Origin of the sequence: Hydrogenophaga sp. (assembly GCF_011772445.1) — a bacterium.
Lineage (GTDB): Bacteria > Pseudomonadota > Gammaproteobacteria > Burkholderiales > Burkholderiaceae_C > Hydrogenophaga.
In genome coordinates, this window is record NZ_WVZN01000011.1 from 129,713 (window position 1) to 145,555 (window position 15,843).

Sequence of the window (15,843 nt, forward strand, 5' to 3'; positions counted from 1 at the left end):
GGCGCAAGCGGGCGCGAACGTCGTCATTGCCGGACGAAGCCCCATCAAGGGCGCGGCGGCCGTGGCCGAGATCGAGCGACGCGTCGCGCACGCGTCGGTGTCGTTCGAGTTGATGGACCTGGCCAGCCTCGGATCCGTACAGCGATGCGCTGAGCGGTTGAAGCAGTCGCTCGATGCCGTCGACCTGTTGATCAACAACGCCGCGGTGATGACCCCGCCGCATCGGCGCATCACCGCCGACGGCTTCGAACTGCAGTTCGGGACAAACCACCTGGGCCACTTCGCGTTGACGGCTCACCTGCTGCCCCTGCTCATGAACAGCGGAAAAGCACGGGTGGTCAGCCTGTCGAGTGTCGCGGCTCGGGATGCCCGCATCCACTTCGACGACCTTCAGTTCCAGAGCGGGTACCAGCCGATGGCCGCCTATGGCCAATCCAAACTGGCGTGCCTGATGTTTGCCCTGGAGATGCAGCGATTGAGTGACGAACTGGGTTGGGGCATCAAAGGCATCGCCGCCCACCCTGGCATTTCACGCACCGAGCTTCTGGTCAATGGTGCCGGTCGCTGGAGCGCTGCGGGCGTGGTGCGCCGCTTCGCCTGGTTCCTGTTTCAACCGGCGGCGCAAGGCGCGCTGCCCACGCTGTACGCGGCCACGGCAGCCGAGGCGCGCGGTGGTGGCTACTACGGGCCCGACCGACTCTCGGAGACGCGCGGCCACCCCGCACCCGCCAGAACCCCGCACGCCGCGCTGGATGTAGCGGCTTGCCGACGCCTCTGGTCCGAGTCGGAATGGATGACGGGGGTCTGCTTTCCCAGCTTGAAGGCGCAGCCCTCAGGCACGGCACGAAGCTGGCTCGCCGAGGCCCTGGAAGACCGCCTCACCGTTCCCGGTCCCCTCGACTTCCTTAGCCCCCCGTGAGCCGGGTCCCGCAAAAGTCCCGCAACAAAGAAAAACGGGCCAGCCCTTGTGGAGCTGACCCGTTGTTCTAGAACGATGTTCTGGCGCGGCTGGCAGGATTCGAACCCACGACCCCTTGGTTCGTAGCCAAGTACTCTATCCAACTGAGCTACAGCCGCGAAGCCTCGCAGTATAGCAGGCTTTTTTGGTAGGCCGTGTTGGGCTTGAACCAACGACCAAAGGATTATGAGTCCTCTGCTCTGACCAACTGAGCTAACGGCCCGAGCGCGCGATTGTAGGCGGGCCCCTTCGCGGCCATCTACTTCGTGTGGCTTAGAGCGTTGCTCACCAGCTTGGCCGTCACGTCCACGATCTGGATCATGCGGTCATAGGGCATGCGCTGCGGCCCGATCACACCCAGCGTGCCGACCACCTGCCCGTCCACTTCGTACGGCGCCGTCACGACCGACAGGTCCTCGAACGGCACCACCTGGCTCTCACCACCGATGTAGATGCGCACGCCGTCGGCCTGGTTCGAGACATCGAGCAGGCGCATGAGCTGGGTCTTCTGCTCGAACAGATCGAACAGCCGGCGCAGGTTGCCGAGGTCGCTGCTGAACTCGCTCACCGACAACAGGTTGCGCTCCCCCGCGACCACCACCTCGTCCTGCGGGGCCGGTTGCGCGCCGATGTCCACGGCCTGCTTCATCAGGTCGGCGATCTCGCCGCGCAGCGCGTCCAGTTCGTTGGTCAGGCGCTCGCGCACGGCCTCGATGGTGAGGCCGGCGTAGTGCGTGTTGAGGAAGTTGGCCGCTTCCACGAGTTGCGACTGCGAGAAGTTGGCCTGGGTCTGGACGATGCGGTTCTGCACCTCGCCATCGGGCGAGACGATGATCACCAGCACGCGGCGCTCGGACAGGCTCAGGAACTCGATGTGCCGAAACACCGAGCTGCGGCGCGGCGCCATGACGACGCCCACGAATTGCGACAGGCTGGAGAGCAGGTGCGCGGCCTGGCTGATCACGCGCTGCGGCGATTCCACCCCCGGCGCGCCGAACTCGGCGACACGGGGCATCTCTTCCCGGCGCACGGTGAGCATGGTGTCGACGAAGAGCCGGTAGCCCCGCGCGGTGGGGATGCGGCCGGCCGAGGTGTGCGGACTGGCGATCAGGCCCAGCTCCTCCAGGTCGCTCATCACGTTGCGGATGGTCGCGGGCGACAGGTCCAGGCCGGCGGCCCGGGCCAGCGTGCGTGAGCCCACCGGTTGCCCGTCGGCGATGTAGCGCTCCACCAGCGCCTTGAGCAGCAACTTCGCGCGATCGTCCATCATCGGATCATTCTAAGGAAAGCCCTGGCAAGCCGTCTCCACCCTGGCCGCAGCCCGCGTGGACCGCAACACCGTGTGATGTAATTTGCGAATGAATGCCCCGCTGGATCCCCGCGCCACGACACCCGCCGCGAAACGCCCTCTGCGCTTCGCCCACGTGGCCATTGTGGGCAAGTACCAGGCGCCGGGCGCCAGGCACGTGGTCGACGAGATCGCCCAGTTCCTGCACGCACAAGGCTGCGAGGTGTCGCTGGAGGAGCAGACCGCGCAGAACACCGGTCTGACCGACTACCCCTCGCTCGACGTTCCCGGCATCGGCCGCCACGCCCAACTGGCGCTGGTCATTGGTGGCGACGGGACCCTGCTGGGCATCGGCCGGCAGATGGCGCGCCAGGGCGTGCCGCTGGTGGGCATCAACCAGGGGCGGCTGGGCTTCATCACCGACATCGCCTTTGACGATTACCGCGAAGCCCTGTGCCCCATCCTGCGCGGCGAGTACCAGGAAGAAGCCCGCGCTCTGATGGCCGCCAGCGTCTGGCGCGATGGGCAGTGCGTGTACGAAGCCACGGCGCTCAACGACGTGGTCGTCAACCGCGGCGCGGTGGCCAGCATGATCGAGCTGCGCGTGGAGGTGGACGGCCGCTTCGTGGCCAACCAGCGCGCCGACGGCCTGATCATCGCGACTCCCACCGGCTCCACCGCCTACGCGCTGTCGGCCGGCGGGCCGCTGCTGCACCCCAGCATCGGTGGCTGGGTGATGGTGCCGATCGCGCCGCACACGCTGTCCAACCGCCCGGTGGTGCTGCCCGCGCACTGCGAGATCGCCCTGGAGCTCGTCAACGGCCGTGACGCCAGCGCGAACTTCGACATGCAGACCTTCACGAGCCTGTTGCACGGCGACCGTATCGTCGTGCGGCGCTCGGAACACGCGCTGCGGCTGTTGCACCCGGTGGGCTGGAACTACTTCGACACACTGCGCCGCAAGCTGCACTGGAACGAGGGCGCCTGAGCCCTCAACACCCGCACGTCCACACCCGCCATGAGCCTTCGACGCATCGTCCTGCGCGACTTCGTCATCGTCACCTCGCTGGACCTGGAGCTGGCCGGCGGCTTCGGCGTGCTCACGGGCGAAACCGGCGCCGGCAAGTCCATCCTGATCGACGCGCTGCAACTGGCGCTGGGCGCGCGCGGCGATGCGGGCGTGGTGCGCGAGGGCGCGCCGCGCTGCGAGATCGCCGCCGAGTTCGATCGGCCCGAGGCGCTGCGCCCCTGGCTCGACGAGCAGGGCTTCGCCGACGACGAGGCGCTGCTGCTGCGCCGCACGATCGACACCGAGGGTCGCAGCCGCGCCTGGATCAATGGCAGCGCGGCCACGCTCACGCAGTTGCGCGCCGCGGCCGATGCGCTGGTCGACATCCATGGCCAGCATGCCTGGCAAAGCCTCACGCGGCCGGAGGCGGTGCGCGACCTGCTCGACGCCTACGCGGGCGTGGACACCACCGCCCTGGGTTCCGCATGGTCCGCCTGGCGGCAAGCCGCCGCCACCTTGCGCGAAGCGCGCGAGCGCCAGGACGCCGCGCGCCAGGACAGCGAGCGCCTGGCCTGGCAGATCGCCGAGGTCGACAAGCTCGGCCCGCGAGCGGGCGAATGGGACGAGCTCAACACCCGCCACGGCCGCCTGGCCAACGCCCAGGCCCTGATCGACGCCGCCGGGACCGCCGTACAGGCCCTGGACGAGCAGGACGACAGCGCGGCCAGCCTGCTCAGCCGCGCGGTGGCCGCGCTGCAAGCGCAGGTGCACGTGGAGCCGGCCTTCGCGCAGACCATCGAAACGCTGGACAGCGCGCTGGCCCAGGTGCAGGACGCCGTGCACGAGCTGCACCAGCACCAGCGCCACGTGGAGATCGACCCCTCGGCCCTGGCCGCGCTGGACGAACGGCTGGCGCAGTGGCTGTCCCTCTCTCGCCGCTACCGCACCACGCCCGAGGAACTGCCCGCGCTGCACGCGCAGTGGGTCCGCGATCTCCAGCAGATCAACGACACGCTCGACCTCGCCGCGCTCGAACAGCGCGAGGCTGGCGCCCGCGCGGCCTTCGATCAGGCCGCGCGCGCCGTCAGCCGCCAGCGCCAGAAGGCGGCGCCGCGCCTGGGCCAGGCCGTGACCGAGGCCATGCAGACCCTGGGCATGCAGGGCGGTCGCTTCGAGGTGGCCCTGCCCCCGCTGGCCGAGCCCCAGTCGCACGGGCTGGAGCAGGTGGAGTTCCGCGTCGCCGGCCACGCCGGCAGCACGCCCAGGCCGGTGGCCAAGGTCGCCTCGGGCGGCGAACTCTCCCGCATCGCCCTGGCCATCTCGGTGGTCACCAGCCGCCTGGGCCAGGCGCCCACGCTGATCTTCGACGAGGTGGACGCGGGCATCGGTGGCGCTGTGGCGCACACGGTGGGCCAGATGTTGCGCCAGCTCGGCCAGGACCGCCAGGTGCTGGCGGTGACGCACCTGGCCCAGGTGGCGGCTTGCGCCGACCACCACCTGCTGGTGGCCAAGCAGCGCCAGGGCCAGCAGACTTACAGCACCGTTCAGGCCATCGACACCGAGTCGCGTGTGCGCGAACTGGCCCGCATGCTCGGTGGCAACGAACGCTCCGAAATCTCGCTCGCGCACGCGCGCGAACTCCTGTCGGCCTGATGGACAACGCCCCCGCCTCCACCGAGCTCGTCGTCATCACGGGCATGTCCGGCTCGGGCAAGTCGGTGGCGCTCAACGCATTGGAAGACCTGGGCTTCTATTGCGTGGACAACCTGCCGCCCGAGCTGCTCGAAGCCTTCATCGACCTGGACCGCCACGACCGCCTGCGCAAGGTTGCCATCGCCATGGACGTGCGCAGCGCCAAATCGCTGCCCGGCCTGCCACGCCGCCTGGCCGCGCTGCGCTCGCGCGACGTGCAACTCACCACGCTCTTCCTCGACTCCACCACCGACACCCTGGTGCGGCGCTTTTCCGAAACGCGCCGGCTGCACCCGCTCTCACTGGAGGAAACCGACGACCAGCGCCGCGCGCTGACCGACGCCATCGAGTACGAGCGCGAGCTGCTGGCCGAGCTGCGCGAGCAGGCCCTGGTGCTGGACACCAGCCTCACGCGCGCCGCCCAGTTGCGCAGCCAGGTCAAGGAGCTCGTGGGCGCGACGCGCACGCCCATGACCCTGGTGTTCGAGTCCTTCGCGTTCAAGCGCGGCATCCCCATGGACGCCGACTTCGTGTTCGACGTGCGCATGCTGCCCAACCCGCACTACGAGCCACTGCTCAAGCCGCTGACCGGACGCGACGCACTGGTGGCGCGTTTCCTGGAAGCCAGCCCCGATGTGCTGGCCATGGAAGAGCAGATCCGCGGCTTCCTTCAGCACTGGCTGCCCCACATGGAGCGCGACCACCGCAGCTACGTGACGGTGGCCATCGGATGCACCGGCGGCCAGCACCGGTCCGTGTTCCTGGTGGAACGCCTGGCCGCGTTTTTCGGCGGAGAGTGGGTGGCGCGGGTGCGTCACCGCGAAGCCGACTACTGGTCGAGAAGCTGAGCCGCCCAGTCGCCGGACAACAGACTTCGCACGGGCGCCGGCAGGCCCACCGACGGCAGTGCCGACAGGCTCACCCACTCGCCGGCCCAGTCCGGCGGCACGCTGTCCACCGCCACCCAATGCGGCAACAACTGCAACTCGCGGTGCGTGAGCGCATGGGACACGGCCTCGGTGGCGGTCCAGCGCGACGGCCAGTCGGCGGGCGACACGACCTGCATCGCCTCCTCACTCGTGAACACCGCAGGCGCGTGCAGCCCCGCCCAGATGCCCGGCGCGGGTCTGCGCTGCAGCCACACCTGATCGCCGCGCACGGCGAACAGCAGCCACCAGCGCTCGAAGCGCCGCTGCGCGCGGCGGGCCTTCACCGGGTAGCGCGCGATGTCCTGACGCTGCAGGGCCACGCAGAGGTCGCTGGCGGGACAGGCCTCGCAGCGCGGCCGCGTGCGTGTGCACACGGTGGCGCCGAGGTCCATCAGGCCCTGCGTATAGGCACGCATGTCGTCGTGCCCGAGGTCTGCCGGCAGAAGGCGCTGCGCCAGATCCCACAGCACGCGCTGGCTCGACGCCTGACCCACGTCACCGTCGAAGGCCAGCAGCCGTGCCAGCACGCGCTTGACGTTGCCGTCGACGATGGACACGCGCTCGCCGAAGCAGAACGCGGCGATGGCCGCTGCCGTGGACGCGCCGATGCCGGGAAGGGTTTCGAGCGCTTTTGCGCTGGCGGGAAAGCGCCCGCCATGGTCGGCCATCACTGTCTGCGCGCAGCGGTGCAGGTTGCGCGCGCGGCTGTAGTAGCCCAGCCCGCTCCACAGGGCCATCACCTCGTCGATGGGTGCCGCCGCCAGCGCAGCCACGTCGGGGAAGCGCTCAAGGAAGCGGGTGTAGTACGCCAGCACGGTCGACACCTGCGTTTGCTGCAGCATGATCTCGGACAGCCAGACGCGGTAGGGGTCGCGGGTTCCCTGCCACGGCAGGCCGTGCCGTCCCGCGTGGCGTTGCCAATCGATGAGGCGCGGCGCGAAATCCGCGGGCACGGCCGTCAATGGACCACCCTCCGTGCTGCGCACTGCGGGGCTGAGCGCCTTGGGAGCGGCCCGGCGGCGCTCATGCCGCCATGGCTTCGGCGTGTTCTTCGTCCGGCGCCGCGAGCAGGTGGGCGGTGAGTTCCTCGAACTTGAGCTCAAGCTGGTTGAGCGCGGCCTGCTGCACCTGCAGTTCGCGAATGCGCTCGTCGAGCCCGCTGGCGGCCTGCTGGATGCGCGAAACCGCCTCGATGCGGCGCGTGAAGTTGCGGCGCCGCTCACGCAGTTGCGCGTCGAGCTGGGCCGCGGCCGACTTGTTCCAGAGTTCGACTTCGTTCACCGCGGTTTCGTAGGCCACGCGCAGGCGGCTCATGAGCGCGCGCGCCAGACGCTCAGCGAACTCGGGCTGCGCCAGGCGCAGGGCATTGCCCAGGCTCAGGTACTGCAGGTGGCTTTTTTCGATCAGGTCGAGGTCCTTGCGATAGAGCGCGAGCTGCGGCGACGACGGCGCCTGCAGCGAAAAGCCATATTCGGCGTTGAGGTTCTTGAAGCTGCCCTCGAGCATGGACTGGATCTCGTTGGCCATCTCATCGGCCCGGGTCAGGTCCTCGCGCAGCCGATTGAAGGTGCTGTCGTAGGCGCGGCGCACGCCGAGCTTGATGCCGGGGCTCTTGAGCTGGCGCGCCAGCGTGGAAACCTCCGCCTTCAGGTGCGAAGGACTCAGCAGCGCGAACAGGTCCTTGAGCAGGCGCAGGTGCACCGAGCGCACCGCCTGGATCTTGGCGCCGCTGGCGTCGAAGTCGGCCTGCTCCTGCTCGATGCGCAGGCGCATCTGCTTGATCACGCCCGCGTTCTTGCCGCGCAGGCCGTCGAGCTCCTGGATCTGCTCGACCAGGTCGCGCAGGCGCGAGTGCACCATGCGGCCGGCTTCGCCACGCAGGGCTTCGACCCCCGCGGCGACGGCCGCGCCCAGGATGCGTCGGCGCTGGCCCAGCAAGCCTTCGCTCAATGCGCGCTCCAGATCGAGCAATTGGCTGGCCTTGAGCAGTTCGTCGTCGCGGTTGACCTTGGCGAGCAGGCCCTTCTGGGCCGACACCGCCAACACCTGCGACTGCGGCACGCCCAGGATCTCGGCCGAATCGGCGCGCTGCGCGGCGATCTGCAACTGCACCTGCTCGGGGGAGCTCAGCGCATCCCACATGGTGTCGATCTTGTTGAGCACCACGAGGCGCGAGGCCTGCCCGTCGCCCAGCGTGGCCAGGTGCTGGCGCCAGATGCCAAGGTCGGACTTGGTCACGCCGGTGTCGGCCGCCAGGATGAACACCACCGCGTGCGCCTGGGGCAGCAGGCTCACGGTGAGCTCGGGTTCGGCGCCAATGGCGTTGAGGCCGGGGGTATCGAGAATGACCAGACCCTGTTTGAGCAAAGGGTGCGCCATGTTGATGAGCGCGTGGCGCCAGCGCGGCACCTCGATCAGGCCATCGGGGCCGGGCAGCGGGTTGTCCTCGGGCACCTCGTCGTGCCAGAAACCCAGGGCGCGCGCCTCATCCACGGGCACATGACGCACCTCGGACACCTTCTGGATGGCCATGGCAAGCTGCTTCGGGTCGTTCACGTCGAGGTCGACGCGCTCCCACTTGGCGGGCGCGTTGCGCCAGTCGAGCAGTGACTGAGGCTGCAGGCGCGTCTCGATGGGCAGCAGGCGCAGGCAGGGCGGCAGGTCCGCGTCATAGGCCAGCTCGGTGGGACACATGGTGGTGCGCCCGGCACTGGCGGGCATGATGCGCCGGCCGTAGCCCGCGAAGAACACCGCGTTGATGAGTTCGGATTTGCCGCGCGAGAACTCGGCCACGAAGGCGACCGTGATCTTGTCGTTCTTGATCTGGGCGTGGAGTTGGTCGAGCCGTTCGCGGATGCCCGGCTCCATCAGATCATGGTCGGCCAGCCATTCGGACAGGAGCTTCAGGCGCAGCGCGAACTGCTTGCGCCAGGCGCCGTGTTGATCGAAGGCTTGAATGAAATTCATGCGGCAGTGTCTTTCGGGCGATCGACCAATATAGCACCCGTCCCCCAGAGAGGCCGCCCATCGCGGACGCATGGTCAGCGGGCCTGGCAGAGCGGACAGAAGTAGGTCGAACGTTGCCCCTGCCGGATGGAGCGGATCGCCGTGGCGCACTGGCGACAAGGCTGGCCGGCACGGTCGTAGACCATGGCGTCGAGCTGGAAATAGCCGCTCTGCCCTTCGGCACTGACGAAGTCGCGCAGGGTGCTCCCGCCCAGCGCCAGCGCCCGCTGCAGGACCTCCACGATGGCCCCGTGCAGCCGCGCGGCGCGCGGGCCGCTGATGCGGTCGGCCCGCGTGGTGGGGCGAATGCCGGCGCGAAACAGCGCTTCGCTGGCGTAAATGTTGCCCACGCCGACCACGATGTCGCCGGCCAGCAGCACCTGCTTGATGGGCGCACGCCGCTGGCGCAGGGCCTGGTGGAAGCGCACCGGATCGAAGCCCGCCTCCAGTGGTTCCACGCCGAGACCACCCAGCAGTTGCGTGGCGCGCGGGTGCTCGAGCGACGGCACATGCACCACCGCGCCGAAGCGGCGCGGGTCGTGCAGGCGCAAGCGCCCCTGGCTGGTGTCGAGTTCGAAGTGGTCGTGCGGGCCGGGGGGCGGCAGCTCCGGCGCGAACTGCAGGCTGCCCGACATGCCCAGGTGCAACAACAGCCAGCCGGCGTCCAGTTCCATCAGCAGGTACTTGCCCCGGCGACCGACCGCGCGCACTTGCTGGCCCACCAGCGCGTCGGGCTCGACACCCAGCGGCCAGCGCAGTGGCTTGCCCAGCGCCACGCCGCGCACCGTGCTCCCGGCGATGCGGTCGGCAAAGCTGCGTCGGGTGACTTCGACTTCGGGCAGTTCGGGCACGGTGATCGGGGCGGAAATGGGGCGCGGGGAACACGCGCGGGGTCTTTGGATCAAGACACAAAGGCCTCGAACCCTTCAATTATCATGACCCGATGAAACCCCTGCCGCTGCATTCACGTCTTCGTCGCTCGCTGGTGGCGCTGGCCTGCGCCGGCGTGCTGGCCAGCCCGGGGGCGCAGGCGCAGAGCCCGCTGAAGCCCTCGGCCACCCGCTCTGCGCTGGATGCCGCGCTGTTCTACCAACTGCTGCTGGGCGAACTCAACGTGCGCGGCGGCGACCCTGGCGCGGGCTACTCGCTCATCCTCGAGGCGGCCCAGCGAGAAAAGAACCCCGAGCTCTTCCGGCGGGCCGTCGAGGTCGCACTGCAGTCTCGCCAGGTCGATGCCGCGCTGGCCGCCGCCACGACCTGGGCACGCGACATCCCCGGCGACGCCGACGCCAACCGCTTCACGCTGCTCACGCTGCTGTCGCTGGGGCGCGTGAACGAAACCGCGCCCGCCCTGCGCGCCGTGCTTCAGGCCACCCCGGCCGAAGAACGCAATGGCGCCATCGCCGCCATTCCGCAGATGTATGCGCGCGCCACGGACAAGGCGCAGGTGCTGTCCACCGCGCGTGACGCCCTGGGCCCGTTCCTGAATCAGCCCGCCCACGCCGGCGCGGCCTGGGCCACCATCGGCCGGCTCGAACTCGACCTCGATCGTCCCGTGGCCGCCAGCGACGCCGCGCGGCGCGGCCATGCGGCGGACCCGGTATCACCATATCCCGCCTTGCTCGCGCTGGAACTGCTCGAGCGCGGCCAGGCCGACACGGAGCTGGTGGTGCGACAGCACATCGACGCCGCGCGGGCGAAAGACCGGCAGAACACGGCCATCGCCACCGCCTACGCGCGCGTGCTGTTCGACCTGGGCCGCCTGCGCGATGCGCGAGTGCAACTCGAACGCCTCACCACCCAGGCGCCGCAACAGCCCGAGCCGTGGCTCCTGCTGGGCATGTTGCAGGTGCGGGACAACGCGCTGCCTGCCGCCAACGTTTCGCTGGACACCTACCTGCAGCTCGCTCGGGACGCAAAGGATGAGCGTGAGCGCCGCAGCCTCACGCAGGCCTATCTGCTCAAGGCCGAGATCGCGGAGAAGCAGCAGGACTTCGTCGCCGCCAATGCCTGGCTCGACCGCATCGACAACCCCGAGGAACTCATGGCCGCGCAGTTGCGTCGCGCCTCGGTTCTGGCGCGCCAGGGCCGCCTCGACGACGCCCGTGCCCTGCTGCGCAGCCAGCCCGAGCGCCGTCCCGACGATGCTCGACTCAAGCTGATCAGCGAAGCCCAACTGCTGCGCGAATTCAAGGCCTGGCGCGAGGCCTACCAGGTCTACGGCGAAGCGGTTCAGCGCTTCCCCGAGGACCCGGACCTGCTCTACGAGCAGGCCATGATGGGCGACCGCGCGGGCATGCCCGCCGAAATGGAGCGCCTGCTTCGCGAACTCATCGCCGCCAAGCCCGATCACCACCACGCCTACAACGCACTCGGCTATTCGCTGGCCGACCGCAACGAGCGCCTGCCCGAGGCCAAGCAACTCATCGAGAAGGCCGTATCCATGGCCCCCGACGACGCCTACATCCAGGACAGCCTCGGCTGGGTCGAATTCCGGCTCGGCAACACCGAGCGTGCCCTCGACATCCTGCGCCAGGCCTACGGCAAGCGCCCCGACCCGGAGATCGCCGCCCACCTGGGTGAAGTGCTCTGGGCCAAGGGCGAACGCGATGAGGCACGCCGTGTCTGGCGCGAAGGGCTCGCGCTCGCCAGCGACAACGAGACGCTGAGAAGCACGCTCAAGCGCCTCAACGTCGAGCTGTGAACCCGCCCTCCCGCCTGACCCGGCGCACGTTCGCCATCGCCCTGGCCGCCGGTCTGGGCGGCTGTGCCACGCCACGACCCCGTCTGCCTGGCGAGGCCGCCTGGTCTGGCCGGCTCGCTCTGCGCGTGGACAGTGCGCCGCCACAGGCCTTCTCGGCCCTCTTCGACCTGCGCGGCAGCGCGGCCCGGGGCGAACTCCAACTCAGTTCCGCACTGGGACAGACCCTGGCCACGGTGCGCTGGTCGGCGCAGGGGGCCGAGCTGCAACGCGGCAACGAGACCACGCGCCGCGACAGCCTTGACGCCCTCACCGCCGAACTCAGCGGCGCGCCCTTGCCGGTGCTGGCCATGTTCGACTGGCTCCAGGGCCGGGACGCCCAGGCGGGCGGCTGGCGCGTCGATCTGTCCGCGCACGCCGACGGCCGCCTGGTGGCGCGGCGCGAGCAACCGCTGCCCGCGGCCGAGTTGCGACTCGTGTTCGAACAGCCATGAACAGCCTGTACGAGGTTCCCGCGCCGGCCAAGGTCAACCTGTTCCTGCACATCGTCGGCCGCCGCGACGATGGTTACCACGACCTGCAATCCGTGTTCATGCTCATCGACTGGTGCGACCACCTGCACTTCGAGCGCCTGGACAGCGGCACCATCGAACGCGTGGACACCACGCCCGCCGACCTGCCCGAGGACGACCTCTGCGTGCGCGCCGCGCGGGCGCTCCGTCAGGCCACTGGCTGCACGCATGGCGTGCGCATCACACTCGACAAGCGCCTGCCCGCCCAAGCCGGGCTGGGCGGGGGCTCGTCCGACGCTGCGACCACGCTGCTCGCGCTCAACCGCCTGTGGGACCTGAACCTGCGGCGCGACGCGCTCGCCCGCATCGGGCTCACCCTCGGCGCCGACGTGCCCTTCTTCATCGGCGGACGCCACGCCTGGGTCGAGGGCATCGGCGAACGCCTGACCCCCATCGAACTGCCGCGCGGCCACCTGGTGCTGGTCAAGCCACCCGGCGGCGCGTCGACCCCACAGATCTTCGCGAGCCAGGCGCTCAAACGCGACACGAAAACTGCTACAATCCAAGGCTTTGCTGCAAACGGCACCCTCGAATCGCTGATGGCCTTCGGCCACAACGATCTGGAGCCGGTGGCACGGGCCCTGTGCCCCGAGGTCGGTGACGCGATTCACTGGCTGGCAGACCAAGGTCTGGCGGGGCGCATGACCGGTTCAGGTACCGCGGTGTTCGCACCGTGCGCCGCCAACCAGGTTCTGAGCCCGGCGCCAGCGTCTTGGCAGGTGCGTGTCTGCAGCAATATGGATGCCCATCCATTGCTCGATTGGTGCGACGGCTGACAGCCGCCACGCCAGACGGCGCAAGGGTTGTGCAACCTGCGACAATTCGGTGGTTCGTGACATCGTCACGGACCTCCAGCGTAGGGGAGTCGCCAAGTTGGTTAAGGCACCGGATTTTGATTCCGGCATGCGAGGGTTCGAGTCCTTCCTCCCCTGCCACCGTTTTTCTGACATCACTCACACTGGCCATCGTTGATGGCCGTTGTTTTTTGATCGCGGCCCCGCCGGTGGCCGCCAGACCGCTGGGAATGCCATGCAAGTTCAGCCCCCGGATTACATGATCTTCACCGGCAACGCGAACCCCGTGCTGGCATCCGAGATCGCCCAGCACCTGGGCACACAGCTCGGCGCGGCCACCGTGGGCCGCTTCTCCGATGGCGAGGTCACCGTCGAGATCACCCAGAACGTGCGCGCCCGCCACGTGTTCGTGGTGCAGTCCACCTGCGCGCCCGCGAACGAGAACCTGATGGAGCTGCTGATCATGGTCGACGCGCTCAAGCGCGCCTCGGCCGAGCGCATCACCGCCGTCATCCCCTACTACGGCTACGCCCGTCAGGACCGCCGCCCGCGCTCCAGCCGCGTGCCGATCAGCGCCAAGGTCGTGGCCAACATGCTGCAAACCGTGGGCGTGCAGCGCGTGCTCACCATGGACCTGCACGCCGACCAGATCCAGGGCTTCTTCGACATCCCGGTCGACAACCTCTACGCCTCGCCGGTGCTGCTGGGCGACCTGCGCACCAAGAACTACGAAGACCTGCTGGTGGTCTCGCCCGATGTGGGCGGCGTGGTGCGCGCACGCGCATTGGCCAAGCAGCTCAACTGCGACATGGCCATCATCGACAAGCGCCGTCCCAAGGCCAACGTGTCCGAGGTGATGCACGTGATCGGCGACGTCGAAGGCCGCAACTGCGTGATCATGGACGACATGATCGACACCGCCGGCACGCTGGTGAAAGCGGCCGAGGTGCTCAAGGAGCGTGGCGCCAAGAAGGTGTACGCCTACTGCACGCACCCCATCTTCTCCGGCCCCGCCATCGAACGCATCGCCAAGGGCAGCGCGCTCGACGAGGTGGTCGTCACCAACACCATTCCCCTGTCGCAGTCCGCCCAGGCCTGCGGCAAGATCCGGCAAGTTTCCGTGGCCCCGCTGATCGCCGAGTCGATCGCGCGCATTGCCTCGGGCGAGTCGGTCATCAGTTTGTTCGCCGATCAGGACAACCTGTTCTGATCAGCGATCAATAGCCGGTCGCCGCCAGGCGGCCTTCATCAACCGAGGCGTTCTGGTCGCGGAACCCCTCAACTGGAGTCAGTCATGCAATTTGTCGCTTTCGAGCGCGCCAAGCAGGGCACGGGTGCGAGCCGCCGCCTGCGCATCACCGGTCGCGCGCCCGGTATCGTTTTTGGTGGCACCACCGCCCCCACCGCGATCGAACTCGATCACAACGCGCTGTGGCACGCCCTCAAGAAGGAAGCGTTCCACGCCTCCATCCTCGACATGGAACTCAACGGCAAGGTCGAGAAGGTTCTGCTGCGCGATGTGCAGTACCACCCCTTCAAGCCCTTCGTGCTGCACGTCGATTTCCAGCGCGTGGACGAGAAGACCCGTCTGCGCAAGAAGGTGCCGCTGCACTTCACGGGCGCTGAAGAATCGCCGGCCGTCAAGCTCGACAAGTGCCTGGTCAACCACGTGATCAACGACATCGAGATCGAGTGCCTGGCCACCCAGCTGCCCGAGCACATCACCGTGGACCTGAGCCAGGTCACCAAGGGCGCCACCGTGCACGCCGGCGACATCAAGCTGCCCAAGGGCGTGAAGATCGTCACCCACGGCCGCAAGGACATCACGGTCGCGACCGTGGTGGAGCCGGTCGAGGAAGTCGTGGCCGCTCCGGTGGCTGCGGCGCCCGCCGACGACAAGAAAAAAGGCAAGGGCAAAAAGTAACCCCCTGCCCCGCCATGAACAAGGCCCGCCCCGCGCGGGCCTTTTCTTTTGGGACAATCCCTTCCCATGATCAAGCTCATCGCCGGTCTGGGCAACCCGGGCCCCGAGTACGAACAGACGCGACACAACGCTGGCTTCTGGTGGGTCGATGAGGCCGCGCGCCTGCTCAAGGTCTCGCTGCAGATGGAGCGCTCGCACTTCGGCCTGGTGGCGCGCGCCAACGTCGGCGGGCAGTCGGTCTGGCTGCTCGAGCCCCAGACCTTCATGAACCTGTCGGGCAAGTCGGTGGGCTCGCTGGCTCGCTTCTACAAGATCGCGCCCGAGGAGGTGCTGGTGGTGCACGACGAGCTGGACCTGCCGCCGGGCGAGGCCAAGCTCAAGAAGGGCGGCGGCCACGCGGGCCACAACGGCCTGCGCGACATCCATGCGCAGATCGGCGCCGACTACTGGCGCCTGCGCCTCGGCATCGGCCACCCAGGGAACAAGAACGAGGTGGCGAACTGGGTGCTCAAGAAGCCCTCGCCCGACGACCGCATCGCCATCGAACAGGCCGTGGACCGCAGCCTGAGGGCCCTGCCCCACCTGATCGCGGGCGAGGTGGACAAGGCCACCGCACTGATCCACACCAGCAAACCGCCCCGGCCGAAGCCACCGCGTCCCGCCGCCGTCCCCACTCAGGCGGCCGGCGCCTCGCCCGAGGCCGACGACAAGCCCTGACCGGCCTTCTGCAGGCGCTGGTACTTCTGCCACAGCGTCTCTTTCGATTCGACGTGTGCCGGGTCCACCGGAATGCAGGACACCGGGCAGACCTGCACGCACTGTGGTTCCTCGAAGTGCCCCACGCATTCGGTGCAGCGCCCGGGGTCGATCTCGTAGATCTCCTCGCCCATGGAGATCGCCTCGTTCGGGCACTCGGGCTCGCAGACGTCGCAGTTGATGCACTCGTCGGTGATCATCAGCGCCATGGCGA

At 68.6% G+C, this 15,843-nt stretch carries 15 protein-coding genes and 3 tRNA genes; 11 read left to right on the forward strand and 7 right to left on the reverse strand.

Annotated elements, in window-relative coordinates:
* On the forward strand, positions 1-919 hold a 919-nt coding region (locus GTO19_RS05180), incomplete at its 5' end, for an SDR family oxidoreductase (protein ID WP_291022454.1).
* Positions 920-1,000: 81 nt separating this feature from the next.
* Here GTO19_RS05180 and GTO19_RS05185 read toward each other — a convergent pair.
* From GTO19_RS05185 to hrcA, 3 genes are all read right to left on the reverse strand, one after another.
* A tRNA-Arg gene (locus GTO19_RS05185) sits at positions 1,001-1,077 on the reverse strand.
* A gap of 27 nt (positions 1,078-1,104) precedes the next feature.
* Positions 1,105-1,181: transfer RNA gene (locus GTO19_RS05190), tRNA-Ile, on the reverse strand.
* A 36-nt stretch (positions 1,182-1,217) separates the two neighbouring features.
* A complete protein-coding gene (gene hrcA / locus GTO19_RS05195) occupies positions 1,218-2,228 on the reverse strand; it encodes a heat-inducible transcriptional repressor HrcA (protein ID WP_291022456.1) in 1,011 nt (336 codons plus the stop codon).
* 88 nt (positions 2,229-2,316) lie between these two features.
* Between hrcA and GTO19_RS05200 the strand changes: the two genes are divergently transcribed.
* Genes GTO19_RS05200 through rapZ form a run of 3 tightly spaced genes read left to right on the forward strand, consistent with a single transcriptional unit; the run spans position 2,317 to position 5,795 of the window.
* Positions 2,317-3,234: an NAD kinase gene (locus GTO19_RS05200; RefSeq protein ID WP_291022458.1), complete on the forward strand. Its 918-nt coding sequence runs from the start codon at positions 2,317-2,319 to the stop codon at positions 3,232-3,234.
* Positions 3,235-3,264: 30 nt separating this feature from the next.
* Positions 3,265-4,908, forward strand: a complete 1,644-nt coding sequence (gene recN / locus GTO19_RS05205; RefSeq protein WP_291022460.1) for a DNA repair protein RecN — start codon at positions 3,265-3,267, stop codon at positions 4,906-4,908.
* Positions 4,908-5,795, forward strand: a complete 888-nt coding sequence (gene rapZ / locus GTO19_RS05210) for an RNase adapter RapZ (RefSeq protein WP_291022462.1) — start codon at positions 4,908-4,910, stop codon at positions 5,793-5,795. The genes recN and rapZ overlap by 1 nt, the downstream gene beginning before the upstream one ends.
* Here the strand turns inward: rapZ and mutY are convergent.
* The 3 genes from mutY to mutM form a co-directional block, all read right to left on the reverse strand.
* Complete coding sequence (gene mutY, locus GTO19_RS05215; protein WP_291022464.1) at positions 5,777-6,838, reverse strand: A/G-specific adenine glycosylase; 1,062 nt, start codon at positions 6,836-6,838, stop codon at positions 5,777-5,779. The two genes, rapZ and mutY, sit on opposite strands and share 19 nt — an antisense overlap.
* Positions 6,839-6,899: 61 nt before the next feature.
* Positions 6,900-8,843 (reverse strand): dynamin family protein, encoded by a 1,944-nt coding sequence (locus tag GTO19_RS05220; protein ID WP_291022466.1) that lies wholly within the window; start codon positions 8,841-8,843, stop codon positions 6,900-6,902.
* A 74-nt stretch (positions 8,844-8,917) separates the two neighbouring features.
* Positions 8,918-9,733, reverse strand: coding sequence for a bifunctional DNA-formamidopyrimidine glycosylase/DNA-(apurinic or apyrimidinic site) lyase (mutM, locus tag GTO19_RS05225; RefSeq protein WP_291022468.1), 816 nt, complete (start codon positions 9,731-9,733; stop codon positions 8,918-8,920).
* 92 nt (positions 9,734-9,825) lie between these two features.
* Between mutM and GTO19_RS05230 the strand changes: the two genes are divergently transcribed.
* From GTO19_RS05230 to pth, 7 genes are all read left to right on the forward strand, one after another.
* Entirely contained in the window at positions 9,826-11,586 is a 1,761-nt protein-coding gene (locus tag GTO19_RS05230) for a tetratricopeptide repeat protein (protein WP_291022470.1), read from the forward strand.
* Positions 11,583-12,077: a lipoprotein insertase outer membrane protein LolB gene (locus tag GTO19_RS05235; protein WP_291022472.1), complete on the forward strand. Its 495-nt coding sequence runs from the start codon at positions 11,583-11,585 to the stop codon at positions 12,075-12,077. The genes GTO19_RS05230 and GTO19_RS05235 overlap by 4 nt, the downstream gene beginning before the upstream one ends.
* Positions 12,074-12,931, forward strand: coding sequence for a 4-(cytidine 5'-diphospho)-2-C-methyl-D-erythritol kinase (ispE, locus tag GTO19_RS05240; protein WP_291022474.1), 858 nt, complete (start codon positions 12,074-12,076; stop codon positions 12,929-12,931). The genes GTO19_RS05235 and ispE overlap by 4 nt, the downstream gene beginning before the upstream one ends.
* A gap of 82 nt (positions 12,932-13,013) precedes the next feature.
* Positions 13,014-13,090, forward strand: a tRNA-Gln gene (locus GTO19_RS05245).
* Positions 13,091-13,184: 94 nt separating this feature from the next.
* Positions 13,185-14,159 (forward strand): ribose-phosphate pyrophosphokinase, encoded by a 975-nt coding sequence (locus GTO19_RS05250; protein WP_291022476.1) that lies wholly within the window; start codon positions 13,185-13,187, stop codon positions 14,157-14,159.
* An 84-nt stretch (positions 14,160-14,243) separates the two neighbouring features.
* Complete coding sequence (locus GTO19_RS05255; protein ID WP_291022479.1) at positions 14,244-14,873, forward strand: 50S ribosomal protein L25/general stress protein Ctc; 630 nt, start codon at positions 14,244-14,246, stop codon at positions 14,871-14,873.
* Positions 14,874-14,939: 66 nt separating this feature from the next.
* On the forward strand, positions 14,940-15,590 hold the full coding sequence (gene pth / locus GTO19_RS05260; protein ID WP_291022481.1) for an aminoacyl-tRNA hydrolase: 651 nt from the start codon (positions 14,940-14,942) through the stop codon (positions 15,588-15,590).
* On the opposite strand, the gene GTO19_RS05265 is transcribed toward pth, so the two are convergent.
* Positions 15,548-15,838 carry a YfhL family 4Fe-4S dicluster ferredoxin gene (locus GTO19_RS05265; RefSeq protein WP_291022483.1) on the reverse strand — a complete coding sequence of 97 codons (291 nt, stop codon included), beginning with the start codon at positions 15,836-15,838 and terminating at the stop codon, positions 15,548-15,550. The genes pth and GTO19_RS05265 overlap by 43 nt on opposite strands.
* Between the last annotated feature and the right edge of the window lie 5 nt (positions 15,839-15,843).

Coding starts and splice junctions, on each gene's coding strand:
- pth (WP_291022481.1), top strand. CDS start 14,940: ATGATCAAGCTCATCGCCGGTCTGGGCAACCCGGGCCCCGAGTACGAA.
- GTO19_RS05250 (WP_291022476.1), top strand. CDS start 13,185: ATGCAAGTTCAGCCCCCGGATTACATGATCTTCACCGGCAACGCGAAC.
- GTO19_RS05220 (WP_291022466.1), bottom strand. CDS start 8,843: ATGAATTTCATTCAAGCCTTCGATCAACACGGCGCCTGGCGCAAGCAG.
- GTO19_RS05200 (WP_291022458.1), top strand. CDS start 2,317: ATGAATGCCCCGCTGGATCCCCGCGCCACGACACCCGCCGCGAAACGC.
- recN (WP_291022460.1), top strand. CDS start 3,265: ATGAGCCTTCGACGCATCGTCCTGCGCGACTTCGTCATCGTCACCTCG.
- hrcA (WP_291022456.1), bottom strand. CDS start 2,228: ATGATGGACGATCGCGCGAAGTTGCTGCTCAAGGCGCTGGTGGAGCGC.
- GTO19_RS05255 (WP_291022479.1), top strand. CDS start 14,244: ATGCAATTTGTCGCTTTCGAGCGCGCCAAGCAGGGCACGGGTGCGAGC.
- GTO19_RS05230 (WP_291022470.1), top strand. CDS start 9,826: ATGAAACCCCTGCCGCTGCATTCACGTCTTCGTCGCTCGCTGGTGGCG.
- ispE (WP_291022474.1), top strand. CDS start 12,074: ATGAACAGCCTGTACGAGGTTCCCGCGCCGGCCAAGGTCAACCTGTTC.
- GTO19_RS05265 (WP_291022483.1), bottom strand. CDS start 15,838: ATGGCGCTGATGATCACCGACGAGTGCATCAACTGCGACGTCTGCGAG.
- rapZ (WP_291022462.1), top strand. CDS start 4,908: ATGGACAACGCCCCCGCCTCCACCGAGCTCGTCGTCATCACGGGCATG.